The 25,924-nt window shown below is 58.7% G+C and carries 25 protein-coding genes and 1 other RNA gene; 11 read left to right on the top strand and 15 right to left on the bottom strand.

Annotated elements, in window-relative coordinates:
* The first annotated feature begins 10 nt into the window (after nt 1-10).
* Nucleotides 11-898 (top strand): phosphoserine phosphatase SerB, encoded by an 888-nt coding sequence (gene serB, locus LY631_RS07425; protein ID WP_274424568.1) that lies wholly within the window; start codon nt 11-13, stop codon nt 896-898.
* Entirely contained in the window at nt 895-1,458 is a 564-nt protein-coding gene (locus LY631_RS07430; protein WP_274424569.1) for a GNAT family N-acetyltransferase, read from the top strand. Before serB ends, LY631_RS07430 begins: the two co-directional genes overlap by 4 nt.
* A 73-nt stretch (nt 1,459-1,531) precedes the next feature.
* Here the strand turns inward: LY631_RS07430 and LY631_RS07435 are convergent, their stop codons facing one another.
* The 8 genes from LY631_RS07435 to LY631_RS07470 form a co-directional block, all read right to left on the bottom strand.
* Nucleotides 1,532-2,056 carry an inclusion body family protein gene (locus LY631_RS07435; RefSeq protein ID WP_274424570.1) on the bottom strand — a complete coding sequence of 175 codons (525 nt, stop codon included), beginning with the start codon at nt 2,054-2,056 and terminating at the stop codon, nt 1,532-1,534.
* Nucleotides 2,057-2,362: 306 nt separating this feature from the next.
* Nucleotides 2,363-3,868 (bottom strand): DegQ family serine endoprotease, encoded by a 1,506-nt coding sequence (locus LY631_RS07440; protein ID WP_274424571.1) that lies wholly within the window; start codon nt 3,866-3,868, stop codon nt 2,363-2,365.
* Nucleotides 3,869-4,003: 135 nt separating this feature from the next.
* On the bottom strand, nt 4,004-4,189 hold the full coding sequence (locus LY631_RS07445) for a DUF2065 family protein (protein WP_274424572.1): 186 nt from the start codon (nt 4,187-4,189) through the stop codon (nt 4,004-4,006).
* Nucleotides 4,190-4,232: 43 nt separating this feature from the next.
* The gene (gene hflC, locus LY631_RS07450; RefSeq protein ID WP_274424573.1) at nt 4,233-5,252 is read right to left on the bottom strand and encodes a protease modulator HflC; all 1,020 of its coding nucleotides are present in this window, start codon (nt 5,250-5,252) and stop codon (nt 4,233-4,235) included.
* Nucleotides 5,252-6,415 carry an FtsH protease activity modulator HflK gene (gene hflK / locus LY631_RS07455; protein ID WP_274424574.1) on the bottom strand — a complete coding sequence of 388 codons (1,164 nt, stop codon included), beginning with the start codon at nt 6,413-6,415 and terminating at the stop codon, nt 5,252-5,254. The genes hflC and hflK overlap by 1 nt, the downstream gene beginning before the upstream one ends.
* A 155-nt stretch (nt 6,416-6,570) precedes the next feature.
* On the bottom strand, nt 6,571-7,089 hold the full coding sequence (locus tag LY631_RS07460) for a dihydrofolate reductase (protein ID WP_274424575.1): 519 nt from the start codon (nt 7,087-7,089) through the stop codon (nt 6,571-6,573).
* An 18-nt stretch (nt 7,090-7,107) separates the two neighbouring features.
* Nucleotides 7,108-7,902: a thymidylate synthase gene (locus LY631_RS07465; protein ID WP_274424576.1), complete on the bottom strand. Its 795-nt coding sequence runs from the start codon at nt 7,900-7,902 to the stop codon at nt 7,108-7,110.
* Nucleotides 7,903-7,989: 87 nt separating this feature from the next.
* The gene (locus LY631_RS07470; RefSeq protein ID WP_274424577.1) at nt 7,990-8,301 is read right to left on the bottom strand and encodes a DUF2853 family protein; all 312 of its coding nucleotides are present in this window, start codon (nt 8,299-8,301) and stop codon (nt 7,990-7,992) included.
* Nucleotides 8,302-8,439: 138 nt separating this feature from the next.
* Here LY631_RS07470 and ssrA point away from each other — a divergent pair.
* Together ssrA and LY631_RS07480 are read left to right on the top strand one after the other, a co-directional pair.
* Nucleotides 8,440-8,798: a transfer-messenger RNA gene (ssrA, locus tag LY631_RS07475) on the top strand.
* A 130-nt stretch (nt 8,799-8,928) separates the two neighbouring features.
* Complete coding sequence (locus tag LY631_RS07480) at nt 8,929-9,495, top strand: AAA family ATPase (RefSeq protein ID WP_274424578.1); 567 nt, start codon at nt 8,929-8,931, stop codon at nt 9,493-9,495.
* Nucleotides 9,496-9,525: 30 nt separating this feature from the next.
* On the opposite strand, the gene LY631_RS07485 is transcribed toward LY631_RS07480, so the two are convergent.
* Nucleotides 9,526-10,734, bottom strand: coding sequence for a multidrug effflux MFS transporter (locus LY631_RS07485; protein ID WP_274424579.1), 1,209 nt, complete (start codon nt 10,732-10,734; stop codon nt 9,526-9,528).
* Between the two features lie 182 nt (nt 10,735-10,916).
* On the opposite strand from LY631_RS07485, the gene LY631_RS07490 reads away from it, so the two are divergent.
* From LY631_RS07490 to LY631_RS07500, 3 genes are all read left to right on the top strand, one after another.
* Nucleotides 10,917-11,567 (top strand): TetR/AcrR family transcriptional regulator, encoded by a 651-nt coding sequence (locus LY631_RS07490; protein ID WP_274424580.1) that lies wholly within the window; start codon nt 10,917-10,919, stop codon nt 11,565-11,567.
* A 114-nt stretch (nt 11,568-11,681) separates the two neighbouring features.
* Nucleotides 11,682-12,203: an SspB family protein gene (locus LY631_RS07495; protein ID WP_274424581.1), complete on the top strand. Its 522-nt coding sequence runs from the start codon at nt 11,682-11,684 to the stop codon at nt 12,201-12,203.
* 18 nt (nt 12,204-12,221) lie between these two features.
* Nucleotides 12,222-12,443, top strand: coding sequence for a ribbon-helix-helix domain-containing protein (locus LY631_RS07500; RefSeq protein WP_274424582.1), 222 nt, complete (start codon nt 12,222-12,224; stop codon nt 12,441-12,443).
* 27 nt (nt 12,444-12,470) lie between these two features.
* Here the strand turns inward: LY631_RS07500 and LY631_RS07505 are convergent, their stop codons facing one another.
* Together LY631_RS07505 and LY631_RS07510 are read right to left on the bottom strand one after the other, a co-directional pair.
* Nucleotides 12,471-16,253, bottom strand: coding sequence for an AsmA family protein (locus tag LY631_RS07505; RefSeq protein ID WP_274425083.1), 3,783 nt, complete (start codon nt 16,251-16,253; stop codon nt 12,471-12,473).
* A 77-nt stretch (nt 16,254-16,330) separates the two neighbouring features.
* On the bottom strand, nt 16,331-17,749 hold the full coding sequence (locus tag LY631_RS07510) for an FAD-binding oxidoreductase (protein WP_274424583.1): 1,419 nt from the start codon (nt 17,747-17,749) through the stop codon (nt 16,331-16,333).
* A 159-nt stretch (nt 17,750-17,908) separates the two neighbouring features.
* Here LY631_RS07510 and LY631_RS07515 point away from each other — a divergent pair, with 159 nt between their 5' ends.
* From LY631_RS07515 to LY631_RS07525, 3 genes are all read left to right on the top strand, one after another.
* The gene (locus LY631_RS07515) at nt 17,909-18,394 is read left to right on the top strand and encodes a thioesterase family protein (protein WP_274424584.1); all 486 of its coding nucleotides are present in this window, start codon (nt 17,909-17,911) and stop codon (nt 18,392-18,394) included.
* Between the two features lie 6 nt (nt 18,395-18,400).
* Complete coding sequence (locus LY631_RS07520; protein ID WP_274424585.1) at nt 18,401-20,035, top strand: chloride channel protein; 1,635 nt, start codon at nt 18,401-18,403, stop codon at nt 20,033-20,035.
* Between the two features lie 143 nt (nt 20,036-20,178).
* Nucleotides 20,179-20,385 (top strand): hypothetical protein, encoded by a 207-nt coding sequence (locus LY631_RS07525; RefSeq protein ID WP_274424587.1) that lies wholly within the window; start codon nt 20,179-20,181, stop codon nt 20,383-20,385.
* A 16-nt stretch (nt 20,386-20,401) separates the two neighbouring features.
* On the opposite strand, the gene LY631_RS07530 is transcribed toward LY631_RS07525, so the two are convergent.
* The gene (locus LY631_RS07530) at nt 20,402-21,277 is read right to left on the bottom strand and encodes a dienelactone hydrolase family protein (RefSeq protein WP_274424588.1); all 876 of its coding nucleotides are present in this window, start codon (nt 21,275-21,277) and stop codon (nt 20,402-20,404) included.
* Nucleotides 21,278-21,444: 167 nt separating this feature from the next.
* Between LY631_RS07530 and LY631_RS07535 the strand changes: the two genes are divergently transcribed.
* On the top strand, nt 21,445-23,970 hold the full coding sequence (locus LY631_RS07535) for an ATP-dependent helicase (RefSeq protein WP_274425084.1): 2,526 nt from the start codon (nt 21,445-21,447) through the stop codon (nt 23,968-23,970).
* A gap of 1 nt (nt 23,971) precedes the next feature.
* Here the strand turns inward: LY631_RS07535 and LY631_RS07540 are convergent, their stop codons facing one another.
* From LY631_RS07540 to LY631_RS07550, 3 genes are all read right to left on the bottom strand, one after another.
* A complete protein-coding gene (locus LY631_RS07540; RefSeq protein WP_274424589.1) occupies nt 23,972-24,427 on the bottom strand; it encodes a hypothetical protein in 456 nt (151 codons plus the stop codon).
* Between the two features lie 254 nt (nt 24,428-24,681).
* A complete protein-coding gene (locus tag LY631_RS07545) occupies nt 24,682-25,221 on the bottom strand; it encodes a hypothetical protein (protein WP_274424590.1) in 540 nt (179 codons plus the stop codon).
* A gap of 169 nt (nt 25,222-25,390) precedes the next feature.
* Nucleotides 25,391-25,747: a 6-carboxytetrahydropterin synthase gene (locus tag LY631_RS07550; RefSeq protein WP_274424591.1), complete on the bottom strand. Its 357-nt coding sequence runs from the start codon at nt 25,745-25,747 to the stop codon at nt 25,391-25,393.
* Between the last annotated feature and the right edge of the window lie 177 nt (nt 25,748-25,924).

Raw genomic sequence — 25,924 nt, forward strand, 5'->3', positions numbered from 1 at the left:
CTTAATTCCCATGACACTTGTCGCCACGCTCATCTCCAATCCGCAGACCCGCGCGCTGACTCCTTCAGCCGCGAATATGGCAAGCCAAGCGCTCGGCGCAAGCGGTGTGAACTGGCTGGCCGAAGAAATCGCCTGCGATATTCCCCTTCCGGACGGGCTTGAAGCCGAGGCAGCGGACCAACGTCTCCGCGAAGTGCTGGACGGGCGACCGATCGACATAGCGGTGCATTCGGCGGAAGGGAGACGCAAGAAGATGCTGATCGCCGACATGGATTCCACCATGATCGATCAGGAATGCATCGACGAGCTGGCGGACGAGATCGGCATCAAAGAGCACGTTGCGGCCATTACAGCGCGCGCGATGAATGGCGAGGTCGATTTCGAGCCGGCGCTGCGCGAGCGCGTCGCTCTGCTCGAGGACCTGGAGACCGCCGTCATCGAGCGCGTTATCGAAAATCGTATTTCGCTTGCCGCCGGCGGTCGCACTTTGCTGGCGACGATGAATGCCGACGGCGCCTACACGGCGCTCGTCTCTGGAGGGTTCGATCTCTTTACGGGACGCATCGCGGCCAATCTCGGCTTCCATGAACATCGCGCCAACCGGCTGATGGAGCGCGCCGGACGCCTGACGGGCAAGGTTGCCGAGCCTATTCTTGGCCGGCAGGCCAAGGCCGATGCTCTTACAGAAATTGCTGAGCGCCTCCGGCTTGAGCACAGCGAAATCATCGCCGTGGGAGATGGCGCGAACGATCTTTCGATGCTTCATCTCGCCGGGATGGGCGTAGCACTCCATGCAAAGCCGTCCGTTGCTGCCGAGGCGAGCATCCGGATCGACCATGGTGATCTGACCGCCCTGCTCTACCTGCAAGGCTACGCTAAAGCGGAATTTGCCGAATGACCCTGATCACGACTGAGCGGCTCATCATCCGCAATTGGACGGATGCGGATCGGGAGCTCTTCCATCGAATCAACTCGGACAGCCAAGTCATGGAATTCTATCCCTTTCGGAGAGACAGGGAGGAATCCGACCGGATGCTCGACCGTTTGCGCAGCGGGATTGCGGAACGCGGGTTTGGATTCTCCGCGCTCGAGATTCGCGACAGCGAAACGTGCATAGGTTTTGCGGGACTGCATGAAGTGACCGGCGTTCCCTCGCTGCCTGCCGGAACCATCGAGATCGGCTGGCGTCTCGTGCCGGAGTATTGGGGCAAAGGTTACGTCTCCGAGGCTGCGCGTGCTTGGCTCGCGTTTGGGTTCGAAACACTCGGGTTGGAGGAGATCGTATCCTTCGCCGTCTGGAACAATACGCGATCCACCGCGGTAATGGAGCGCATCGGCATGACCGCTGCGCCGGAACGGGATTTCGACCACCCAACGGTTCCCGACACGCACCCTCACCTGAAACGGCATGTGCTCTACCGCATCGCGCGAGAAGAGTGGCAGAGCCGGATACGATAAGACGCGGAGAAGGTGTCAAGCAACTCGCTCCGCGCCGCCGGGTGATCACAGAAGATCACTGCGAATTCCTGCGTCAGCTTACAGTGATGGAAGGATCCCAGTAGCCATAGCCGAGGAGTTCCTGGCTCTCGCCATCGTCAGAAAGCGTGTAGATTGCAATTTTGACGTAGTAATACTCGGTTCCCTTCTGCCTGACGACAGAATCGAAGCTGGCGAAGCTGGCCTGCTGATGGGTGGCCGGCAGGCCGCCATCCGTTTTCCAATCCGGCATTGCAGCATTCTGCCGAACGATCGTGTCCGGGCGGAATGAGTTGAAAACGTAGTCCTGCTTCCAATGCTCAATGCCGTATACGATTACCGCATCCTGTGAATTGGCGGAAAGCGAGACGCCGGAAAACGAAACCATATCGCCGACATTGGCCGTAAATTCGAGATCTGCAGTGGCTTCCCTCGCGACAAGGTTTGCGTGATTGCAAATCATGAACTTTCCTGCGTGATGGAGACCCGTGGGATTATCCGGATCTTGACTGAGCGTCGGATGGTCAGCCTTCAGTTTTTTCGTGTCGATCGCTACAAGAATATTGATATTTTCACTCACTATGCGGCTCCTTATCAGACAAGCAAACTAGAATTTATTAATTTACTAGGTAATTAAAAATAATACTTGAACAAACCACTACAGATGACAACCTCCAAGTGACTTAGGAACCATATTCTATTTTTTTATTTTATATATTGTAGAAAATTACAATCGTCCTGAAGGAACCGACTCGTGACGGAATTGCCCTGGGACGCAGTTCCGCCACAGATCCTAGAGGCTCTGGACACTCCGGCACTGCCTGAGTTTCAGAACGGGCCGTGGTGAGGATCAAGAGATTGCCTAGGCTACAGTTGGCCGGCTTCTTCAGTCCATACGCAAGGTGACGAAGCGTAAGTCGCCGGTTTCAGTAGCCAGCATAATCAGCGCGTTTCTGCGCCCCTGCGTTTTCAGAGCCGATATCTGATCGAGAACTTGCTGGGGAGTGGAAACCGAAGTCTGGGCGATTTCGATAATGACATCACCGGGCTGTACGCCTTCCGCCGCTGCGGCAGAACTTGCGTCCACCTCGGAGACGAGAACACCATTGATGTCCTCGGCAAGCCCGAATTCCGTTCTCAGCGTCTCATCGAGTTCCTGGAGGGTCATTCCAAGCACCTCGGCGGCCGCCGCTGGAGAAGCTCCTTCATCCGGCTCGTCTTGTTCCACAGAGGCACTCTCCGCCTCTTCCAGGCGGCCAAGCGTGATGTTGACAGTTTCGCTCTCGCCATCGCGCAGAATGTCGACAGACACTTCGGCTCCTACGGGGCTTTCGGCAACCGCGCGGCTCAGTTCACGCACATCTTCGATCTTTCTGCCCTCGAAACCGATGATGACATCGCCGGCCTCAAGCAGGCCACCTTCGGCAGGGCCGCCTTCCTCAACCCCGCTGATCAAAACACCCGCGGCTTCATCGAGGCCAAGGCTTTCCGCAACCTCTTCACTCACCGGCTGTATGCGCACGCCAAGCCATCCACGCCGGGTCTCGCCATGCTCGCGGAGCTGATCGACTACATTGACGGCCAGTTCGGATGGAATGGCAAAGCCGATACCGATCGAACCGCCGGTCGGTGATATAATAGCGGTGTTAATCCCGATGACTTCGCCGTCCATGTTGAATAGCGGTCCGCCAGAATTACCGCGATTGATAGCAGCGTCTGTCTGAATGTAGTCATCATAAGGCCCGGAGCCGATCTGCCGGTTGCGTGCCGAGACAATCCCTACTGTCAACGACCCACCAAATCCGAAGGGATTGCCGATCGCCATCACCCAATCGCCGATGCGCAGAGCGTCGGAATCACCAAAAGACACTTCCTTCAGCGTACGCTCACCTGCATCGATTTTTAGAACGGCAAGGTCCGTTTTGGTGTCGGTGCCTACCAGTTCCGCGTTATAGGTGGAGCCATCGGCCATGTTTACAACGATCTCATCCGCTTCGGTGATGACATGGTTGTTCGTAACAATGATGCCTTCATCGGCATCGATGATGAAACCGGAACCAAGAGATGAGCCGGGGCCCGGCATCTGTGGCCCGCGGTCCCCGTCCTGAAAAAAGTCATCGAAATACTCGTGAAAGGGGGAATCCTCGGGCAATTGCGGTGCGGGAATCTGCCCGGGCCCGCCGAATGGGGCACCTTGCGTGGTAGAGATATTGACCACGGCATCCAGCAGTTGTTCGGCCATATCGGCAACGGATTCCGGCCCGCGCGTCCCGGCCACGGCATCGCCTTGCTGTTGCGCGATGGCCGGGGCGGGCCATGAAAGAAGACCGGCCGTGAGGCCGGCTATCATGAAAAATTGAGACGTCGTGTGAAACGGTCTTGGCGATGCCATCCTGTCAATCTCCCGCCGGGCGAAGTGGGCAATATCCCACGTAATAGGATAAGGCGAATTGTGGCGGCGTCGAGAGCTTTACGAAGTTGTGATTTCGCTGGACCTCCCACCGCCAACCGGTCAAGCACCGGAACCTCATCCGCGCACCAGCCAGACGATCAAGACTCCCCCGACCATAACCGCCAACCCGAGGGTACGCATGACGTTCTCCGGCAATTCGGTCACGTCCTTCGCCATACGCTTGGCAAGATGTGGAAAGCCACCATAAAGCAGCCCTTCAAGGACAAGAACGAGGCCGAGGGCAGCGAGAAAATCACTCACTGCCCCCGCTCCCGAACTTTACAGATCTTCGCGGACACGAGCCCTACTGTGTCACTGCTGCACCGGAGGCCGGAGAAGTGCTGGTCTCCGGGGCCAGCGGCTGAGGGTCCTGCCCCTGCTGCGAGGGCGTAAGCGAGCCGGTCAACGGCCCTTCGGCATCGGCAGGTGCGTCGTCATCACCAGTACGGCCGCCGTCGCTACCAAAGAAACGGAAGAACTCCGAGTCAGGCGAAAGCAGCATTGTCGTACCCGATGGGTCCAATGCCTCACGATACGCGGCCATTGAGCGATAGAAGTCGAAGAAGTCCTCGTCACGCTGGAACGCGTCTGCGAAGATAGCGTTACGTTCTCCTTCGCCTTCACCGCGCAGGATTTCGGATTCGCGCTGCGCGGCAGCCAGGATTTCCACCACCTCGCGATCGGCACGGGCACGGATGCGAGCTGCGGCCTCACGACCGCGAGCGCGCAGGCGCTCCGCCTCGGCGAGACGCTCGGCTGTCATCCGATCATAGGTCTGCTGCGAGACCTCGTCGGTCAGGTCCGTCCGCCGGATACGCACATCTTCGATCTGAAGGCCGAGGGAGGCCGCGGCGGGACGCAACTGCTCGGCGACTTGGCGCATCATCGAGGTACGCTCTTCCGACAGAGCAGCCTCAAAACCGCGCTGACCGTAGACCCGCCTGAGTGCGGCATCGAGGCGTGTCCTTAGGCGCTGCTCCGCCAGCATGACGCTACCGGATACAGCCGACCGGAAACGACGCGGATCCTCGATCGAATAAGCGACAAAGGCGTCCACCTCGTAGAACTTACCGCCCGAGACCTGAACCCGAATATCATCAAGATCGAAACGCATGATGCGATCTTCGATAATCTGCACATTGTCGGCCTCGGCGAAGGCGAACGGCAGTTTGAAGTAAAGCCCCGGCACGCGTTCGACGCGGACGATCTCACCAAAACGGATGACGATGGCCTGCTCACGCTCGTTAACGACGAAAATCGACGAATAAAGCAGGTAAAGCGCGACCGCGGCAATGACCAGGATAATAGGGAGACGATTGGACATCAGCTATTTCCTCCCTGCACCTGGCCGGGATTCTGTACGCCGGGGTTACTGTTGTTGTTGTTATTATTGTTGTTGTTGTTGTTCTGCATATTGCCTTGCGACCTCTGGCGCAGCTCGGGCAACGGAAGATACGGAACGACGCCCTGACCGTTGTTCTGCTCGACGATAACCTTGTTGGCTCCGCGCAGAACATCCTCCATGGTTTCGAGATAGAGGCGCTTACGGGTCACGTCCGGCGCATTGGCGTACTGTTCGAACACGGAAATGAAGCGCTGAGCTTCACCTTCGGCTTCCAGCACGACGCGGTTACTATAGGCTGCGGCAGCCTCGCGGATCTGGGCAGCCTCACCGCGCGCCTGACCAAGCTGCTGGTTTGAGTATTGATTTGCCTCTTCGACGAAGCGGTCTTCGTCCTGCTCGGCACGCTGCACTTCATCGAAAGCATCGGCGACTTCCGGCGGCGGCGCCGCATCCTCGATGGAGAGCGCGTTGACCTGCAGACCCGCGCCATACTCGTCCATGGTGCTTTGGATGACATCGCGAACAGCAATAGCAATGCCCTCACGATCATCACGGAAGATGTCCTGAGCCGGACGTCGTCCCACAATCTCACGCATGGCACTTTCGGCAACCTGACGGATCATCCCATCCGGGTCTTCCACGTTGAAGAGGTAAGCCGCAGGATCGGACACCTGATAAGCCACGGAGAAGTAGACATCCACGATGTTCTGGTCGCCGGAAAGCATCAAGCCGGACGAGCCGCCGCTGCGAATGTCTCCGAGATCGATCAATTGCTCTGCGATCGAAGCTTTCTCGACTGTCTCGACAGGCCACCAATGGAAGTGCAGTCCCGGCTCGGAAAGCTCCTGTTTCGGCTGGCCGAAGCGAAGCTCGACGGCGCGCTCATCCGGCTGCACGGTGTAAACCGCCTGGAAGAGCCAAAGCCCGACCAGCACAAGTATAATGAGGCCGAACATGGCGGGGCTCGGGCCACCGCCTCCCGGCAGCATCCCGCGGAGCCGATCCTGTCCGCGCCGGATAATTTCCTCCAGATCGGGCGGAGAACCCTGTGGTCCACTGGGACCGCGCGGCCCCTGGTCCCAGGGCCCCCCCGAGTTCCCACTGCCCCAAGGGCCGCCGCCGCCTTGATTGTTCCAGGGCATTATTGTTCCTTTTGCTTATTGTCGGCCGATGTGCACCGATTCTGACGTCCGGACTGTTATAAGTATGTGGAAGCGCGCTTTCAACGCGATGCCAACCGGTTTACTGCCGTAACCTGGCACTCTCGACCAAGCGGTCTCGCCACACTCACGCATTCTTACGCGTTTTCACGCGGTGTTCGCCGTTCGTAGACGACATAGCGCGTCGGGTAAATGTCCTTTTCACCCACGGGAACCGTCTCACTGGAAATCGGCTGCCAGATATCCTCATCGATTGCCGGGAAGAAGGTGTCGCCATCGATCTCGGCTTCGATATGGGTGACATAGAGACGGTCGGCTTTTAGCATCGCTTCGCGGAAGATATCACCGCCGCCGATAATGCAAATTTCGTCGCAACCCGTTTCGCTCCCCTCCTCCGCAATCGCAACAGCCTCATCTAGGGAAGTTGCCGTCTTGGCGCCTTCCGCGCTGTAATCAGGATCCCGCGTTACAACGATATTGAGCCTGCCGGGCAAGGCCCTGCCAAGACTTTCCCATGTCTTTCTCCCCATGACGATAGGCTTGCCCATGGTGATGGCCTTAAAGCGCTTCAGATCGGTCGATAGGCGCCAAGGCAGGCCGCCCTCGCGGCCGATGACGCCGTTTTTCGTCACGGCAACAACGAATGAAAGTTCCATATCAGCTCCAGGCCAGCGCTATACCGCGATCGGCGCCCGGATGGGCGGATCGGCCACGTAACCTTCCAGGCGGAAATCCTCATACTGAAAGGCGAAGAGATCGTCGATTACCGAATTGATCCACATGGTGGGCAGCGCCTTGGGACTCCGGGTCAACTGCTCCCGCGCCTGATCGAAATGGTTCTTGTAAAGATGCGCGTCGCCCAGCGTGTGAACGAACTCACCAGGCCGGAGGCCCGTAACCTGCGCGACCATCATCGTCATGAGCGCGTAGGAGGCGATGTTGAAAGGCACGCCCAGGAAAATGTCGGCCGAGCGCTGATAAAGCTGACACGAGAGTTTGCCCTCGGCCACGTAGAACTGGAAGAGACAATGGCAGGGCGGCAGCGCCATGTCGTCGACCTCCGCCGGATTCCACGCCGTCACGATATGTCGTCTTGATTCAGGTTTTTCGCGGAGTCCCTTGAGAAGATTGGCAATCTGGTCGATCTGGCGGCCGTCCGGAGCCGGCCACGAACGCCACTGCGCGCCATAAACCGGGCCGAGATCACCATTCTCGTCGGCCCATTCATCCCAGATGGTGACGCCGTTCTCGTTCAGATAGCGGATATTGGTATCGCCCTTCAGGAACCACAGAAGCTCATGAATAATCGACCGAAGATGAAGCTTCTTGGTGGTCAGCACCGGAAAACCAGCTTCCAGATCGAAACGCATCTGGTGACCGAAAACGCTTCGTGTCCCGGTGCCGGTGCGGTCGTCCCGGTCGATACCGTTTTCCAGAACGTGGGCGAGCAGGTCGAGATATTGGCGCATGAATGACGGAGCCGAATCGTGTTGCTTTGCGGATGATACTAGGAACAATCATCACGCCGTAAAGCGGTCAACCCGGCTCCGCCCGTCTTACAGGTCGGTCAGTTTGTTCAAATGCTTCGCGGTGAGATAATAGAATGTCACGCGGTTCTTGGCGCGATCCCCGCTCATTGTCTCACAGACCTTCTCTATGACACTGTCGCAGTGCGTATCATCAGTTTCGCCCAAATGTTTCTTGCACCAACTCTCCCGTACGCGGGCAAGCTCTTCTGGATCTGTACACGACACCAGCGCTGAATCCCGGTTGCGCAACGCGATGCCCAGGTGGCTGACGATTTTCCCAACAACATCCTCATTAGCATCCGCATGATACTTTTTGACGTCTTCAATGTGATTTTGCATGAAATTACTCCCTCCTGTCGATTCGGCACTTTCAATACCGAACAATACCACAAGCGAACAGATCACCTGTTCATCTTGTATTGAAGGCTGGAAATTCTTTATTATAGGTCAACGAAAAATCTCCAATATTGAAACGCCACCCTTTTCCTGTCACCGTGACGGGCCTATATAGGGGACGTCAGCCGTGAGCTGACTATGGCGATAAACTGCCGATGCAATAAGCCTATCGGACCCGGGGGCGGTACCCGGCGCCTCCACCAGAAACCGCCAGTCCATGACGGCTTCTGATGGGGGCGAAACAGGATCGACGAGGGTGTAAAGATCGGACTTTCGCTCGGCATGGTACCACCGATATCGGACCGAACCTTATAGTTGCCAACGACAACTATGCGGAAGCACGTCTCGCCGCGTAAGCGGTGCGATAGCTTCAATTCAAGCCTTAGGCCGTCGCAGGTCTAAGCGGGGTTCGGAGGCACCTGGCAACAGAAGCCTCCACTTCCCCTCTCCTTCTCCTTCTCCTTCTCCTTCTCCTTTTCCTTCTCCTTCTCCTTCTCCTTAACAGCAACATCATTGATGGCGCCCGCATCGCTGCGGGTGGCGCGTCTATTTCGCTATGGAGTAAAATCGATGACTTATCTTGCGTCGTCGCGGAATTTTTTCATCGTCAGCGGCGGTCCCGGGTCAGGCAAGACAACCCTTCTTTCACATCTGCAGAGCGCGGGAGCAGCAACTGCGCCCGAGGCGGGGCGAGCCATCATTCGCGCGCAAACTGCGATTGGCGGCCCTGCCCGGCCCGACCACGATCCCGCGCTCTACGCGGAATTGATGCTTTCCTGGGACTTGCGGTCCTATGAGGAAGCATCGAGCCACCCCGGTAATGTCTTCTTCGATCGCGGTGTACCGGATACGCTCGGCTATCTACGGCTCGTCGGCCAGGCTATACCCTCGCATATGTGGCGGGCTGCGGAGGCCTTTCGATATAACGAAGCTGTTTTCATGCTCCCGCCTTGGCCGGAAATCTACGCGCCCGATACGGAACGCAAGCAGACGCTCGACGACGCAGAGCGGACGTTTGAAGCGCTCCGCCAAATCTATCTGGAGCTCGATTACCGGCCGGTCCTTCTACCGCGCTCATCAGTCGAGGAGCGCGTAAAGTCTATGCTGGCGGCCATTGACGATCACATGAATGAATGAATGAGCGCGGCTGCAAGCCGCGCTCTTTTTCTACTCGGCTGGTGCTTGTGCCGCTTGCTCGGGCTCTCGTCCAAGGGTGACCTGCGTCAGCGTCAGCGCGAGCAGGCCGCCGATCGCGATCGCGGCGACCATCGTCAGTGGGGTACCGTCGAAGAACAACCCGGCAACAGCCATGATCGCGGCGCCCGTAGCGAAGTGCAGCATCCCCATCAGCGCGGACGCCGTGCCAGCTATTTCGCCGTGATCATCCATGGCCATGACAGACGTTGTCGGAATGACAAGCCCCAGAAACCCGAAGCCAATAAACAACAGTGAGATCAAGAGCCACAGCGGCTGGTATCCGGTGGCCATGATAGCAAAAAGCGCGATGCTGGCGACCGCAAACCCGGCGACTGCGAAACGCACCAGCGCGGGAAGACCAAACCGGTCGGCGAGCATTCCGGTGAGTTGCGACATGGAGAAGAAGGAGATCGCGTTGACCGAAAAGCAAAGGCTGTAAAGCACCGGCGAGAGATTATAGTGGTCGATCAACACAAAGGGCGAGTTCATTAAATAGACGAACAGCCCGGAGATGCTGAAACCACCGATGAAGGTGAGCCCTAGAAACCGGCCGTGGCCCAACAGGAAACGATATCCCACCAGGGCCGAACGGAATGAGCTGCCGATGCGCTGTGCCGGGGGACGCGTTTCCTCCAGCGCGGTCAAAAGAAGCACCAGCCCGATTAACCCGACAATCGTCACCGCCCAGAAGACAGCGCGCCATCCGAACGCTTCGATAATCAGGCTGCCAGTGAGCGGCGCCAAAATAGGTGAGACGGAGAACACCAGCATCAGAAGCGACATGAGTCGTGCCGCCTCGTTGCCCGTGTGCAGGTCGCGCACGACTGCGCGGGGCACGACCATGCCCGCTGCAGCTCCGAACCCCTGGAGAACGCGAAATGCGACCAGCCATTCGACTGTCGGCGCAAGCGCAGCGCCAATGCTGCCGGCCATAAAAAGCCCAATGCCGATATATAGCGGCGTTTTGCGGCCCAGCATATCGGAGAGCGGACCGACGACGAGCTGCGCAAGCCCCATCGTGAGCAGAAACAGCTGAAGGCTAAGCTGAACGGCCGTGGTCCCCGCATTCAAATCATCGCCAATGGTAGGCAAAGCTGGAAGGTACATATCGATGGCGAAGGGTCCCATGGCCGTCAAAAGGCCGAGCACCACCGCCATACGGAAAAAAGCAGTCGTCATGATTTGCGCTTTCGAATTTTCAGGACACGGGAATGGTGCCCTGGCTAAAGGACGTTGCGGAGACGGTTTATCCGACAATCATCGGAAGGGGGCTTGCCAATATTTTTATACATTCTTGTCCAAATTGTCAATCATGCCTATATAGGCTTTGTGATGCAACAAACAAACCTCCTGCCAGTCTCATGACACGCAGCCACGCGGCCAAACGCCAGTCGATCATTAATGCAGCAGCAGCGGTTTTCTGCCGGGAAGGGCTCGCCGGCGCCAATATCGATCTGATTGCGGCGGAAGCGGGCGTTTCGCGGCAAACGATCTACAATCATCATGGCGACAAGGAAAAACTTTTCGACGCGGTGCTGCGCCAGGTTACCGATCGGTGCAACGCGCGAGCGTACGCCGTTCTGGACACGTTTCCAGATCATCCGACTGATCTGGAGCGTGACCTGACGGACTTCGCCCTGCGTATGAATAAGATCTGCCTGTGCTGCCAGGATGGGGAGTTTCTGAACAAGCTCATCCAGTTGGAAGGCGAGCGTCATCCGGAGCTCTTCGACGTCTGGCGCGAGGAAGGGCCGGGCAAGATCGAGTCGGCGCTTGCCGCTCGTTTTGCAAGGTTGGCCTATAGCGGTTATCTGGAAATAGACGATCCTGATGTCGCCGCGCGGCATTTCATGGCGCTGAATCAATCCGACATTCACCTGCCATCCACTTTCGGCAGGCAACTCAGTGACGAGCAATTGCTGGCCTCCACGAAGTGCGCCGTGAGCACGTTTCTGCGCGCCTTCGGCCGGAAGCCGATTCGAACACCGGAAACCGAGACGATACGCGGCTGAGCATAAAGGAAACATTTTCCTTTTTTCTTTCAGCAACCTTTCTTCGGTTTACGACGGCACTAAGCTTCAGTAGAGCTAGGCGGAATCGCCACAGATCAGGAATCCGCAACGCCTATGTCCGAGGACCGCATTCGCTACGACATACTCGTCCAGGAGGCTCTGCGCAGTGTCGTGCGCAAAGTGCTGCAGGAAGTAGCGCGCGCGGGGCTGCCTGGAGACCACCATTTCTTCGTCACGTTCCTGACCGGGGCGCCGGGCGTGCGCATGTCCAGCCGGTTGCGGGAGCGCTATCCCGAGCAGATGACGATTGTCATCCAGTATCAATATTGGGATCTCAAGGTGACCGAGAAGGGTTTCGAGATCCTTCTCTCCTTTTCCGACGTACCGGAAAAGCTGGAGGTTCCTTTCTCGGCGGTGCATGGCTTCTACGATCCGGCAGCCAACTTCGAAGTCGAGTTCGAGGTGAAGTCGGAAACGGCCGAATCCGAAGCGCCCGTGAAGGACAATGATCAACCGGCTGAAAAAGACCAGGTCGCACTTGCCGAAGCGGCGGCGGAGGAAAACGAAGCCGAGGAAAACACCGACAATGGCAAAGGCGCGGAAGTTGTTTCCCTGGACGCCTTTCGCAAGAAATAGCGGCGCGATTAGAGCGAGATGAGCCGGCCGGAAAAGCGCTCGGTCACCATTCGAGGACACCGTACCAGCTTTTCGCTTGAAACGGACTTTGTATCGGAACTCGAGCGGATCGCAGCGAGACGCGAAATGACCATGGCGGCGCTCATTGCCGAAATCGACGCCAGCCGCGCGCCGGATACCAATCTTTCCTCGGCATTACGGCTTTATGTGCTTGAAGCTGTGAAGAGCGAGCGCCGATAGACGAGAGACATCAAGCCCAAAGCGAGGCTACGGTTTGTTGTCAAGCAGTTCCAGAAGCTTGTCGACTGTGAGGCTCTGAATATCGATTCCGGTCTGGCCGGTTTGCGATTGGTTGTTGGAGCTGTTTGCATTCCCTTGCGCGGGCGGAAGCGGTCCTCGCTCGATGGGGCTTTGCGACGATTGCGGCTCATCAACTTGTGCGTCCGGAATATCCCCCCCTTGCATTTCCTGCGTTGAGTCATCTTCGGATTCCGCGGCGGCTTGCTCCGCCCTTTGCCGCTCGCGCTCGGCACGTTGGCTCCTCTGCATTTCCGCCTGGCGTTCAAGGCGAATACGCTCGGCCTGCACCGCCCTGCGCTCGTTTGCCCGGGCTTCGAAGTAACGCTCCTCGCGCCGTAAACGCTGCGTCTCCAGCAGGACAGCCTGCATGTGCTCGACGCGCCGCTGCTCCCGCTCAAGCGCACGCTGGGTGAGAAATTGTGCCAGTGGCTCGGTGTCTATGTCGAACCGCGCTCCTCCCATGGGGCCGCTGGCGGTGAAGAAAACACTCGGCTCGGAGCCGGCCATGCCCTCCTCTTCGGGATCGTAGGCTATGGTCCCCGTGGCGGAAACGGTCCGCTCTCCGACATCAGCGACAGCCTCGACACTCACCGACGCGTGTTCGCTCTCAAGCTGCACGGGCGGCGTACGTACAACGCCATTAGCGGCGGAAAAGGCGAACTCCACATCGTTAGCTCTAAAATCGCCGCCTTGCACCAGCGGCGGCGCAAAAGCGGCAACATCCTCGGCATCTATATCGATGCCGAGCGGGTCCGCCCGGTCGAGAATCGCCGGAAGCGCCTCGTCCTCGATACCCATGATCCGCAAATCGCTCAAACTCACCGATCCGGAACCGGAGAGTGAAGCCGCCATCGCGTTCACAGATCTTCCGCTGGATGTCAGGCTGGCGCTGAGATCACCGCGACCAGAGAGGCTCGCATCCGGCAGGAGGTCCTCAAGAACGATATCGTCCAGGGAGAGTTGTGCCGAAAGCAGGCCGGTTCCCTCATTGTTTCGAAACTCGGCAAGGCCTTCAACCGAGCCGTCGAACATCGTCGCCGTCAATTCCGAAACCGAAAACTCGCCCGGCTCCAGCACCAGATGCATTTGTGCGTTCTCCGCACCAATCGTGTTCCCGAACCAGAGGCTATCGGCGAAGAGCGCCACGTCAGCGGAAAATGGAACGCTCGTGTTCTGCCGGAATGGCGTTTGCGGCCACGCCCCTTCATCAGGCTGAAAGGCATTGCTGCCCGCAATCATTTCCGCGCCGATCCCTAGATCGAGGAGGCTAAGCGTCAATTCTCCCGTCAAATGCGGAATTCCCTCACGTAACTCACCGTTGAGATCGCCGCTGACCGCACTTTCGGCAACATGGCCGCTGATGTCGCTCAGTACGGCAAGCTCATTGCTGTATTCCAGCGCAGCAGTGAGGTTAACCGGCAAGCCGAATCCGAAACCGGGGAAAGAGACACCCGTGACGGCGAGCCACGGTTCCAGGTCCGCACTTTCCAAGCTGGCTGCGCCGTGCACGCCAAACCCTTCGTTCGTGAATGCTACCTCGCCCTCAAAATCGGCCGAGAGATCGTCCCCAGCAAATTTGATCGTTGTCTCCATCCCGTCGGCTGGAACTCCCGTGGCGGTAAGGTCCACCTCGGCTTCGCCGGCGAGATCGAGCGGCAGGGCCGGCAAGCCGAATAGCGCATATAGTACCGCCGCCCCGTTCCGTGCGGTGAAATTCACGGTCGTCCGGGACGATGCCAAATCCGCCGGTGTTCCCTGGCCCGATATCGAAGCGCTGAACTCGGTGCCGCCAGCTCTTCCGTCAGCGCTCACGGCAAGGCTGCTGGAACTGTCGCCGTTATCGGCGGCGCTGGCCACAATGTTCACTTCACCATCGGAAAGGAGGCCGGGGAAATTCTCTGCGTTGCGGGCCAGTGCCGAGAGAGGACCGGCCTCCGGAAAGCGCCGCGCTAGCAATTCCGTCAGCGGCGCAAGATCCACGGAAATGATCGTGGCATCCACCCTGCCCGTCGGTGTAGAGCCGAGATCGCGCACTTGTCCCGTCGCGCTGATGCGTGCACCCGCAAGGCCCGTGATGGTGAGCTGGTCGATCTCCACTGCCCCTTCCCGCAGCCGCAACGCGGTTTCGAGCCGCTCGGCGGTCACGCCACGGGCAGTGACAGGACCGGCACTGATTTCGAGATCGACGTCGTGGCTTGCCAGCCGATTGCGCCCGGTGTCGTCGAGAAACAGGGAGGCAAAAGCCTGCATTCCCTCGACATCCAGTCGATCACCATCCAGGTTCAGCACGAGGGAAGGACGTGCATCCTGCGGATTTCGGCGGTCGATGGCCCCGCCAAACCGGGCGTCTCCCAGGATCAGCTCGAGGTTATCGAAAGTCTGACGTTCCGGTGCAAGCACGACATCGGCCGCAAAACCTGCCGAAGGCAAACGACGAATGACGTCGTCAACATCCCGGGCAAGCCAAGAGGCAAAGCCTGACGGCTGCCCGATCGCGAGGAGCATGTGACCGTCGAAAGACAGGCTCTCGCCCGTCTCAAGCAACCCTTCCCCCTCGAAGCGGGTTCGGCCGGGTAGCGTGGCGGCGGCGGAATGGATGGACCAGCCCGAATCCACCGGCTCCGCCTCAATCCGGATATTGCGGATGGTCGTATCGCCCGCGACGATAGCCGGCAGATTGACAGCAACCGTCCCCGGAATCGTAGGCTTCGGCAGGTTAGCCATGAATTCGGTGAGCGCGGCCAAGCGCTCTTGTGCAGAGACCCCGGCAACCCCATCGCCGGATGTGTCCGATGGATCAATTCTGATCTGTGCCCCATCGGCCGTAATCGAGAAGGACGGCTCCGCGCCGAGCATAACCATCGCCCGGCCTTCTGCCGTGTAGGGGTCATCCTCCGGCCCGGTCTCGAACAGAAATTCGTCGACTGCCAAATGTTGGTGATTAAGAGAGAACCGCCCCGAGACCCGGTTGCCCAGGCTTTCGGTCTGGTCGTTCTGCCGCTCTTCACCGTCTTGATCCACTGTACGCACCTGAAAGGTGCCTGCGTAGAGCCCCTCTTTCTCAACGAAGCTGGCGTGACCATCGGTGGTTAATGCAATTGGAAAATCCCGCGGCTCAAGGGATATACGGACGCGCATCCGGCCGTCCTCTCCAACAGAGCCGGTCGCGGCGGATAGGGAGGCCGGCATTCCGTCGATCTCAAGAGATCCGTTGACGCGCCAGGGTCCGGACAGATTGCGGGCGGACAACTCGCTCTCGATATCGCTCAACCTCACCGTGCGTCCGCTGGCCTGCTGGTGGACAGCGATCGTGCCGTCCGAGACGGTCACATTCTCCAGCGTCACTTGCCGTGGATTGAACCGTGAGGAAGGGCGAACGGCCCAGTCCACCGTTCCGTCAGGGGCGATTTCGACACGCATATTCGGCCGGACGAGGCGCATGTCGAAGATGAAGACCTCGCCTCTCAGAAAGGGCGCAAGCTCCGCGTCCATGGAGAATTCATCCACGGTCATCGCTGGTTCGCCGGTCTCCGGATCAACGACGACCACATCCGTGAACGTCACCGAAGGAAAAGGCAGAAGACGCGCGCGGGCCGTTCCCTCCACCTGGACCTCACGTCCTAATATGTGCCCCGCCTCGCGCTCGAACGCGGAGCGGTAAGAACTCCAGTCGATAAAATACGGGGCCACCAGCGCCGCCGTGAGCGCCAGCACCACGAGGCCACCAAGAAAGACGAAAAGGCGCGCCAGTTACTGTCTCCCCGTTCGTATCGAATGCATCCAACAGGTAAGGCCGACTGCAGTGTTCATAAAGTGACCCAAAGCAATTAATCCAGAGCCGGGCCGAGAATCTTGCCGGGGTTCATGATGTTAAACGGATCAAGCGCCTGCTTGATGGAGCGCATCAGGTCAACGCCGTCTCCATGTTCCTCTCGCAGATAGCGCATCTTGCCCTGCCCGATACCGTGCTCGCCGGTACACGTGCCCTCCATCGACAATGCACGCTTGTTAAGCCCGGAGACAAATGCTTCGGCGCGCGCGATTTCTTCCGGGTCTTCCATATCCATCAGAACGGTGACGTGGAAATTACCGTCTCCGACATGCCCGACAATCGGCGCGACGAGGCCGGATTCTTCGATATCAGCCTCCGTCTCGATGATGCACTCGGCCAGCCTCGAGATGGGCACACACACATCCGTGGCCAGCGCCTTGGTGCCCGGCCGGAGCGTAAAGCCTGCCCAATAAAAGTCGTGGCGCGCTTTCCACAGCTTCTGGCGCTCCTCGGCCGCGCGGGCCCATGAGAACGGGCCGCCGGAGAATTCCTCGGCGACCTCGCCGAAGGTTTCGGCCTGTTCAGCCACACCGGACTCGGTTCCGTGGAACTCCAGGAACAAACAGGGGCTCTCCGGATAGTCGAACTTGGAATAGGTGTTGATGGCACGCATGCCGAGCGCGTTGACCAGCTCTATGCGCGCAATCGGAATACCCATCTGAATGGTCATTATGACCGCATTGCAGGCCGCCTCCACGGTGGGAAACGGGCAAACTCCACCCGAAATCGCCTGTGGAATGCCGTGAAGCCGCAGGGTCACCGAGGTGATTACTCCCAGCGTGCCTTCGGAGCCGACAAGAAGCCGCGTCAGATCGTAGCCGGCAGAAGATTTCCGCGCTCGGCGGGCCGTCGTAACGAGGCGCCCATCCGGCATAACGGCTGTCAGCGAAAGCACGTTCTCGCGCATCGTACCGTAGCGTACGGCATTGGTGCCGGAAGCGCGGGTCGACGCCATACCGCCAATGCTGGCGTTCGCGCCGGGATCAATGGGAAAAAACAGTCCGCTGTCGCGCAGGTAGTGGTTTAGCTCCTCGCGGGTGATCCCCGGCTCCACCGTGCAGTCCAGATCCTCCTGATTGACCGAAAGCACCCGGTTCATGTGCGACATGTCGAAACAGACGCCGCCCTGCGGAGCATTCACATGACCCTCGAGCGAAGAACCCGCCCCAAAGGGAATTATGGGCACTTGGTTTTCCGCGCAGATGCGAACAGCTTCCTGTACCTCCTCCTGAGTTTCGGGAAAAAAGACGGCATCCGGCGCCTGCGTCGGGATGTAAGTGGTCGTGTGACCATGCTGCTCGCGCTGAGCATGGCCCGTTTGCAGACGGTCGCCGAAGCGGGAAGCCAATCGCTCGATCGCGGTAGCAATCCCTTTCTCGTTGCGCTCTGCTTCAGCCTTTGCCGCAATGGCCATGTTTTTCCTCCGCTAATTCCTTCTATGCCCTTGTGAAGCAAGGGCCATTTCGTTTCTATGATCCTAGAGGCTGTTTTGGACTTGGGCTAGTGCTGCAGTGCAGCGCTAGCCCCATACCAGCCTTTAGCTCCGATGTCGGATGCGACGAAAGGAGAAAGCATGGATTTGACCCACGCCCCGCATGTTTCGCGCATCTTTGAAATCGAGAAGGACTGGATCGACTATAACGGTCATATGAATATGGCCTATTACACCGTCCTTTTCGATCGCGCATCTGATGAAATGTGCGAGATGGTCGGCATGGGTCCGGATTATGCCCGGGTGCGCGGCCTGACCACCTACACGGCCGAGATTCACTTACGCTACGTGCGTGAACTTCATCTCAGCGATCGCGTCAAGGCAACTTATCAACTCCTCGACCACGACGAAAAGCGGATTCACTCATATCAGGAACTGTACCACTTGGACGGATGGCTGGCGGCAAGCTGCGAAGTCATGACGCTGCACGTGGATATGAGTGGGCCGAAAGTTGCGCCATTCCCTGCGGATATCATGGAAAATGTCAGAACGCTTGCCAAAGCACATGCTTCGCTCCCCCGACCGGAAGGAGCGGGCCGCTCCATTGGAATCCGGCGCCGGAGCTGATGGGAAATGTCTTTTAGGCTCCTGCTTCGGCTTCCCTATGTACTGCGCTCCTGGTTCGAGCCGAACCTGCGCGCGTTTCTGGAAGCCCGGCAGCCTTTCGTCTGGTTTCTGGCGCTGCTGCTGGGCTTTGGCGTGGCCGTTGCGGCGATTATCTTTCGCGAGCTCATAGGTCTTTTCCAGCTCTTCTGGCTCGGCACGCGCTCGGAGCAGGTCTATTCCACGGCGATGGATCTGCCCTGGTACTGGGTAATGGCCGGCCCCATCCTCGGCGGGCTGGCTGTGGGGCTGCTTCTCACGCAGCTCAGCTCACGGGGCACGGGTGTCGTGGCAGATGTGATCGAGGCGCGTGCCCTAGCGGGCCGCAAGCTCTCCCTGCGCGACGGGCTGCTTTCCGCACTGACCACCGCCCTGTCTCTCGGGTCGGGCGGAAGTGCTGGCCGTGAAGGTCCGGTCGTACACCTGGGCGCTGTCCTGGCCTCGGCCGCTGCATGGCGGGTCGAACTTTCCGGTTGGTGCCGGCGTACACTGCTGGGCGCCGGTGTGGCGAGCGCCATTGCCGCCTCATTCAACGCCCCGATTGCCGGCGTTCTTTTCGCGCACGAGGTCATTCTCGGCCACTATTCCATGCGATCCTTCGTGCCGATCGTGATCGCCTCGACCGCGGGTGGCGTGGCCTCGCGGCTTTGGTTCGGCAATTCGGCCGCGTTCGTGATTCCCCAACATGCGATCACATCATATTGGGAGTTCCCCGCCTTCGCGTTGCTTGGGGTAACGGCCGCCGTGGTCGCCATCCTGTTCCAGTTTGCGCTTTTCGCCGGAGAGTATATCGCCCGCGGGATCCAGATTCCCGTATGGCTGACACCGCTTGCGGGCGGCGTACTGGTCGGTACTATCGGCATTGCATTTCCTCAGGTTCTGGGCGTCGGCTATGAGGTAACCAACATGGCGCTCTGGCAGCAATTGCCGCTTTCCATGATGCTTGCGCTCATCGTCGTAAAAACGATCGCCACGTCGGTCACGCTCGCCACCCGCTTCGGCGGCGGCATTTTTTCACCTTCGCTTTATCTCGGTGCATTGACCGGCTGCTCCTTTGGTGTGATCGCAGCGAGCGTGTTTCCGGACCTGGCTTCCAGCGAAGGTCTTTACGCCATCATCGGCATGGGCGCCGTGGCGGGCGCTGTGCTGGGCGCTCCGATTTCAACCACTGTGATCGTGTTCGAGCTGACGGGCGGCTATACGCTGTCCGTCGCGCTCCTGCTCTCCGTCGCAGTGGCTCACGGCATCTGCCAGGCTATTCATGGACACTCCTGGTTCCAGTGGCAGCTCGAAATGCGCGGCATCTTCATTCAAAAAGGGCCGCACCGCGTATACAGCCAGACAACCCGTGTAATGGACTTCATGGAACCGGTCGCGGAGGATGCTGAACCGGAGATCCATGACCCCGATTCCAAACTGCCGGCCTTGAAGCCCACAGATTCGCTGGATGCGGCCCTGCGCGCGTTCGACCAGAGCGGCTATGGCCGCCTGCCCGTCGTGGACCCACGTGAGAACACCAGCATCATTGCCTGGGCATCCCATGTCCGTGCGCTGCGGTCATTCAACAAGGCATTGGTGGAGCTCAGTGAGGAAGAGCACCGGTAGCGACGGATCATTTACCAGCCGTTAACCAAGGCCCTTAACCCACGGACCTTTGCACAAGTTTGGCACTGCCCGTTCCTTTGATGCCGCCCGCCTCCGCGTCACAATTCCCCATACGCGACACCGATTCGCCGCAGGAGGCGTTCTTGAAGATCGACGTGCAGCAAATGTCGGACAGACTCGCGCGTGACCCGACCATCAGCGACTACGATTTCTGGCGCGCACTGAAATCGCTCGAAGACGAGCTTTACCACCTCAGGATTACGAGTGATCCTATACCGATCGACCTGATCTTTGCGCGCGCCATCCTGCGGCGCGCGCGACAAAGCCGCGATTGTGGAGCAGTCTTCTGAAAACGCTCGTGAGGTTTCAGCCGAGGTTCTCTTTCAGGAAATCGACCGTCCTCTCCCAAGCGAGATTTGCTGCCTCCTCATCATAGCGTGCCTCGGAGGTGTCGTTGTTGAAGGCGTGATTCACGCCTTCATACATGTGGATCGTGTAGTCCTTTCCTGCCGCATCCAGTGCCTCCCGGTACTGATCTATTCCCGCATTGATGCGATCATCCAGGCCCGCATAGTGCAACAGCAGCGGGGCGCTGATACTGTCCACCTCCTCCGGGTCCGGCTGAGAGCCGTAATAGGCCACCGCCGCCTTGAGCGAAGGGGCATTGACGGCGAGATTGTTTACAGTGCCGCCACCCCAGCAGAAGCCGATCGCACCGACATTGCCGTTGGTAAAGTCCTGGTTTTGCAAATACTCGATCGTCGCCACACCGTTCGCGATCGTCTGTTCCGGGTCGAGATCGCCGAACATGCTGCGTGCCTCGTCCTCATCGTCCGGGGTGCCGCCGAGCGGTGACAGAAAGTCCGGTGCCAGAGCCACGAATCCCTCCAGCGCCATGCGCCGGGCCACGTCCTGGATATGGGGGTTGAGACCGCGATTCTCGTGCACTACGATCACAGCACCGAGAGGCTGATCCTCGTCGGCCGGGCGAACGAGATAGCCGCGCATCTCGCGTTCATTGCCCGGATATGTGATCTCTTCGATGTTCAATCTCTCATCGTCCTCCGGCACGATCGCCGCACGGGCCGAGTTTGCAGCAAGCATCGGCACCACAGCGGCCGCAGCCGCGCTCGAACCGGCGAGTTTCGTCAGTTTTTCCATGAAGCCGCGCCGGTCGAGCGTTAAATGCGTGTACTCGTCATAAGCATCGATCATCGCCTGTGTAATTCGCGATCCGGGCATTTCTTGCTCCCTATCATTGCGCCCCCCGGCAGCAAGAGCATATGAAGTGCCGTATCATCGGTCCAATCAACGCTACGTGACGAGACTGCCCTTGGCCCGTCCGCCACAAACCGGTACAAAAGGAAAACGTTCGGCCTCGAATGGCCGATTCAACATTTGCGAGACTCATGTCAGGTTCTCCCGACGATCTGCCGTTCTTCGGCGATGAAGAAGCGCCCCGTCCAACCCCGCGGGAGGGCGGAATCGCTGCACGCGCCATGGCAGCGCGACACCAGGCACCACAACAATATCTGGAAGGATTGAACCCCGAACAGCGCCAGGCGGTCGAGACCACCGAGGGGCCGGTTCTGGTGCTGGCAGGCGCAGGTACGGGAAAAACGCGTGTGCTGACGACGCGCATCGCGCACATACTTGCCACCGGGCGCGCCTATCCATCGCAGATCCTGGCCGTCACCTTCACCAACAAGGCCGCACGCGAGATGAAGGCGCGCGTTGGTGTATTCGTCGGCGAGGCCATTGAGGGCATGCCGTGGCTCGGCACGTTTCACTCGATCGGGGTGAAGCTCCTGCGTCGCCATGCGGAACTCGCCGGCCTCAAATCATCGTTCACGATTCTCGATACGGACGACCAGATCCGCCTTCTGAAGCAGTTGATTCAGGCCCAGGGGCTGGACGATAAGCGCTGGCCTGCGCGGCAGTTCGCGCAAATGATCGACGGCTGGAAGAACAAGGGGCTGGGGCCTTCCGAAATCCAGGAGGGAGATGCGCGCGCTTTTGCCAACGGCAAAGGCCGTGAACTCTACGCGGCCTATCAGGAGCGGCTGAAAACACTTAACGCTGTCGATTTCGGCGACCTGCTGCTGCATCCCATCCGAATTTTTCGCGATCACCCCGACGTTCTGCGGGAATATTATCGAAAATTCAAATACATACTGGTCGACGAGTACCAGGATACCAACACCGCCCAATATATGTGGTTGAGGCTGCTCGCACAGCGCTCGAAAGGCTCTGCCTCCTCATCGAGGGAGGATAGCGCGTATATCAACATCTGCTGTGTGGGTGACGACGACCAGTCGATCTATGGTTGGCGCGGGGCGGAGGTGGACAACATTCTTCGCTTCGAAAAAGACTTTCCCGGTGCCACCGTCATTCGCCTGGAGCGCAACTATCGCTCCACCGCTCATATCCTCGGGGCTGCCTCCCACCTGATCGCTCATAATGAAGGCCGGCTTGGCAAAACGCTGTTTACGGACCAGCCGGACCCGGACGAGCCCAAGGTCAAGGTACATGCCGCCTGGGACTCCGAAGAAGAAGCGCGCGCGGTCGGCGAGGAAATCGAGGCGCTACAAGCCAAGGGCCATGCGCTCAATGATATGGCAATCCTGGTGCGCGCATCCTTCCAGATGCGCGAGTTCGAGGACCGTTTCGTCACGCTGGGTCTTAATTATCGTGTCATCGGCGGTCCTCGTTTTTATGAACGTCAGGAAATCCGCGACGCGCTGGCGTATTTCCGTGTTGTTGCGCAGAATGCGGATGACCTCGCCTTCGAGCGCATTGTGAACGTGCCCAAGCGCGGTCTGGGCGAAGCGGCCGTGCGCCAGATACACGATGTCGCACGGATTCGCGGCGTTCCATTGCTTCAGGCGGCGCGTGATCTCGCTGGAACAGAGGAGATGAAGCCGAAGCCGCGCGCGTCGCTTCGCAATCTTGTCGAGAGCTTTGAGCGCTGGCAGGGATTGCTCGACCGTATGCCGCATACGGAACTGGCGGAGCAGATTCTGGAGGAGTCGGGCTACACCGACATGTGGAAGAACGACCGCTCGGCCGAAGCGCCGGGCCGGCTGGACAACCTCAAGGAACTGATTCGCTCCATGGAGGAATATGAGAGCCTGCGCGCATTCCTGGAGCACGTTGCTCTCGTCATGGACACGGATCAGAACGCGGCACTCGACGCTGTCTCCTTGATGACACTCCATTCCGCCAAGGGGCTGGAGTTCGACACGGTATTCCTGCCGGGCTGGGAGGAAGGCCTCTTTCCCCATCAGCGAGCGCTTGACGAAGGCGGGCGCTCCGGTCTCGAAGAAGAGCGCCGCCTTGCCTATGTCGGCGTAACGCGGGCGAAACAGAACCTGCATATCTGGTTTACGTCGAATCGGCGTATTTACGGCCTCTGGCAATCCACCCTCCCCTCGCGATTTCTGGACGAACTTCCAGAAGCGCACGTCGACGTGGTAGAGGACGGCAGCGTCTATGGCGGCTATGGCCAATCCTACGGCGGTCAACAGCCCGGTCGGCCCAATCCTTACGGGCGCTCGCGCTTCGATGAGCCGGGCGAGGTTTTCTCAAGCCCCTATTCAACGCCTGGCTGGCAGCGCGCGCAGAGAAACCGGAGCGAAGCGACTGCACGCAACTGGGGCACGCGCTCAGGGCACCAGGTGGAGCGTGTCGGCTATGGTGAGCCCGACTCAGGCTATGGCGCGGGACGCGGCTCGGTCAAAGGACGCACCATAGAAGGCGAGTTCGTGGCAAAGTCGGTTTCGGACACCCCATCAGCCTTCAAGGTTGGCGATCGGGTCTTCCACCTGAAGTTTGGAAACGGGAATATCGCCGCGATCGACGGCAACAAGCTGACGGTCGACTTCGATAAGGCCGGGCAGAAACGGGTGCTCGACGGATACGTGGAGCGCGTTTAGATTATTTGAAGTAAACGTATTTGCCTTCGGCGTTCTTTTCCCGTTTCAACTCGCCCTTTCTGGCGTAACGGGACAAAGGACCAGAGAAAGCGTTGGCCCTGTATTGCGCGCCAAATCGTTCCTCGCTGGCCCACACCACGTCGCGGATCGTTCGCTTTTCCTCGAAAAAGTCGCTTGCAACCAACTTTTCCAGAACCGCGACGGCGCCGCTGGCGCTCGGCCCCTTTGCTGCTTGCTTCCGTGAAGACCGGGGTGCCCTTTCTCCGGCTCTTCCAAGCTGTCCAGGACCCGATACGTAAGACACGGCTTCGCCTTCGGACAGATGTCCCAAATGTTGAGCTCGCTCTTCAAAAAAAAGCTCAACAATACGCAATTGCACAGCTTCGGATTCGAACCTGTTTATAGTCTCGGAAAGCTCTACGAGCTGCTGTTTTAATTCCCGGAATCCGTCATCCATCAATCCCGCCCCCTGTTCACAGCCTCGCCCCTTATCCCACCTTGTATATGGCGGTATAACCATGGGGTAAGTCAATATCGAGAACAGGGCTGTAATCGACGCGATCTCAGCGCCAGAATTAAGGGGGACTGTTCGCAATGAAGATTGCTAGAAAACGGTCCACAGCTTTCATCTCGCTTTAAATTTTGAGAACCAAATAAAAAACGGGCGCCGGTTCTCCGGCGCCCGTACAATGAAGAATCCGCCTTTGAGGATTAGCGGACGTAAAGAGTCAGAGAGCCGTCCGCCGAGCTTTCGGCCGCCACGACGTCTTCCGTCTGGAACTGTTCCTGCTCAAGACGCTGAGACACCGTGGAGCTGGCCTCGACCGCCGTGCGTAGCTCATCGATGCTGGTCTGGTTATTCGCCAACGCCTCGTCCACCGCGTTCATGCTCTCACCCTGGGCAAGATCGCTGACGCGCACAATCTCAATATTCGAAGCGTCGGTGACCGCCTCTACATCTCCGGCAGCGGTGCCACCCGCCTGGATAGCCGAGATTACTGAACCGAAATTGGCCTCGCCGCCCGTGCTTGCGGTCGTGCCTGTGTCGATGCCGCTCTGTCCGCTCATGTCGTTTCCACCATCAGCGCTTATGCCAGCATCAGCACCTGCATCGGCTTCACTGGAGCCCACATCGGCATTTCCGTTTATCTGCGCATCGGCCTCAACGTTGTTGCTATCGGCGAACGCAGCTCCGGTAAATGCGCCAGAGACCAACAGGGGTACCGCTGCCACTTTGAGAATTCGTTTCATAAAAATCACTCCGTTTTGGTGATCGTCTCTAGGCCGCCTAACGGGAAAGGCGGCCCGAGGGTTCCGCTTCGGAGCCAGCGAAACCGGAGCTATCAATCACAGAAAATTTGGGGCGGAAATGAGCGGGGCCAACTAGGGGCGATCTCTGCCGCCAGTGGCATCGAGAGCTTCAACCACGATAGATGCACCCTTCGGCCTGTCCATCCACGCCGCGGGACACAACGACATGGCTCAGCGTCGAAACCTTGCTTTCCAACTCTTTCCAGATCCATCCGGCAACGTTCTCCAGCGAAGGCACCGACAAACCCTCAATCTCGTTCAGGAACGAATGGTCCAGCCTTTTTCTGACAACTGAAACATGCTTTTCGACCTCGTAAAGATTGGCGGGCCACCCGAATGTCGGGTCAGGCTCACCGGTAAGATGGATACGCACCTTGAAAGAGTGGCCATGGAGCCCCTCGTGGGGCTTCAGCTCATGGGCGGCTTCAAACGTAAATTCCGTAAAGGTTTCCACAGTCGTCGTCATCTTCCCTACTCCCGGTCCAATTGGGGTGCGCGTAAAACTAAGTCTCTGTTTACCAACACGTCAGGCTGCTTCACCCGGTACCCTGTGCCACGCGCCGGTTAACTTTGTATAGATCAGCTATACGGTATCGGTCAGTCTGCAGCATCATCCATCTTAGATGCTGCCGAACGGAGGCCG

The organism is Chelativorans sp. YIM 93263 (assembly GCF_028767125.1).
GTDB lineage: Bacteria > Pseudomonadota > Alphaproteobacteria > Rhizobiales > Rhizobiaceae > Chelativorans.

Excerpts from the sequence above, each read along its gene's own strand:
- LY631_RS07440 (WP_274424571.1), bottom strand. The coding sequence starts at position 3,868 with ATGGCATCGCCAAGACCGTTTCACACGACGTCTCAATTTTTCATGATA.
- LY631_RS07530 (WP_274424588.1), bottom strand. The coding sequence starts at position 21,277 with ATGCCCGGATCGCGAATTACACAGGCGATGATCGATGCTTATGACGAG.
- LY631_RS07430 (WP_274424569.1), top strand. The coding sequence starts at position 895 with ATGACCCTGATCACGACTGAGCGGCTCATCATCCGCAATTGGACGGAT.
- LY631_RS07485 (WP_274424579.1), bottom strand. The coding sequence starts at position 10,734 with ATGACGACTGCTTTTTTCCGTATGGCGGTGGTGCTCGGCCTTTTGACG.
- LY631_RS07460 (WP_274424575.1), bottom strand. The coding sequence starts at position 7,089 with ATGGAACTTTCATTCGTTGTTGCCGTGACGAAAAACGGCGTCATCGGC.
- LY631_RS07480 (WP_274424578.1), top strand. The coding sequence starts at position 8,929 with ATGACTTATCTTGCGTCGTCGCGGAATTTTTTCATCGTCAGCGGCGGT.
- serB (WP_274424568.1), top strand. The coding sequence starts at position 11 with ATGACACTTGTCGCCACGCTCATCTCCAATCCGCAGACCCGCGCGCTG.
- LY631_RS07540 (WP_274424589.1), bottom strand. The coding sequence starts at position 24,427 with ATGGATGACGGATTCCGGGAATTAAAACAGCAGCTCGTAGAGCTTTCC.
- LY631_RS07510 (WP_274424583.1), bottom strand. The coding sequence starts at position 17,749 with ATGGCCATTGCGGCAAAGGCTGAAGCAGAGCGCAACGAGAAAGGGATT.
- LY631_RS07495 (WP_274424581.1), top strand. The coding sequence starts at position 11,682 with ATGTCCGAGGACCGCATTCGCTACGACATACTCGTCCAGGAGGCTCTG.
- hflK (WP_274424574.1), bottom strand. The coding sequence starts at position 6,415 with ATGCCCTGGAACAATCAAGGCGGCGGCGGCCCTTGGGGCAGTGGGAAC.
- LY631_RS07465 (WP_274424576.1), bottom strand. The coding sequence starts at position 7,902 with ATGCGCCAATATCTCGACCTGCTCGCCCACGTTCTGGAAAACGGTATC.
- LY631_RS07550 (WP_274424591.1), bottom strand. The coding sequence starts at position 25,747 with ATGACGACGACTGTGGAAACCTTTACGGAATTTACGTTTGAAGCCGCC.
- LY631_RS07535 (WP_274425084.1), top strand. The coding sequence starts at position 21,445 with ATGTCAGGTTCTCCCGACGATCTGCCGTTCTTCGGCGATGAAGAAGCG.
- LY631_RS07500 (WP_274424582.1), top strand. The coding sequence starts at position 12,222 with ATGAGCCGGCCGGAAAAGCGCTCGGTCACCATTCGAGGACACCGTACC.
- hflC (WP_274424573.1), bottom strand. The coding sequence starts at position 5,252 with ATGTCCAATCGTCTCCCTATTATCCTGGTCATTGCCGCGGTCGCGCTT.
- LY631_RS07490 (WP_274424580.1), top strand. The coding sequence starts at position 10,917 with ATGACACGCAGCCACGCGGCCAAACGCCAGTCGATCATTAATGCAGCA.
- LY631_RS07470 (WP_274424577.1), bottom strand. The coding sequence starts at position 8,301 with ATGCAAAATCACATTGAAGACGTCAAAAAGTATCATGCGGATGCTAAT.
- LY631_RS07515 (WP_274424584.1), top strand. The coding sequence starts at position 17,909 with ATGGATTTGACCCACGCCCCGCATGTTTCGCGCATCTTTGAAATCGAG.
- LY631_RS07545 (WP_274424590.1), bottom strand. The coding sequence starts at position 25,221 with ATGAAACGAATTCTCAAAGTGGCAGCGGTACCCCTGTTGGTCTCTGGC.
- LY631_RS07520 (WP_274424585.1), top strand. The coding sequence starts at position 18,401 with ATGTCTTTTAGGCTCCTGCTTCGGCTTCCCTATGTACTGCGCTCCTGG.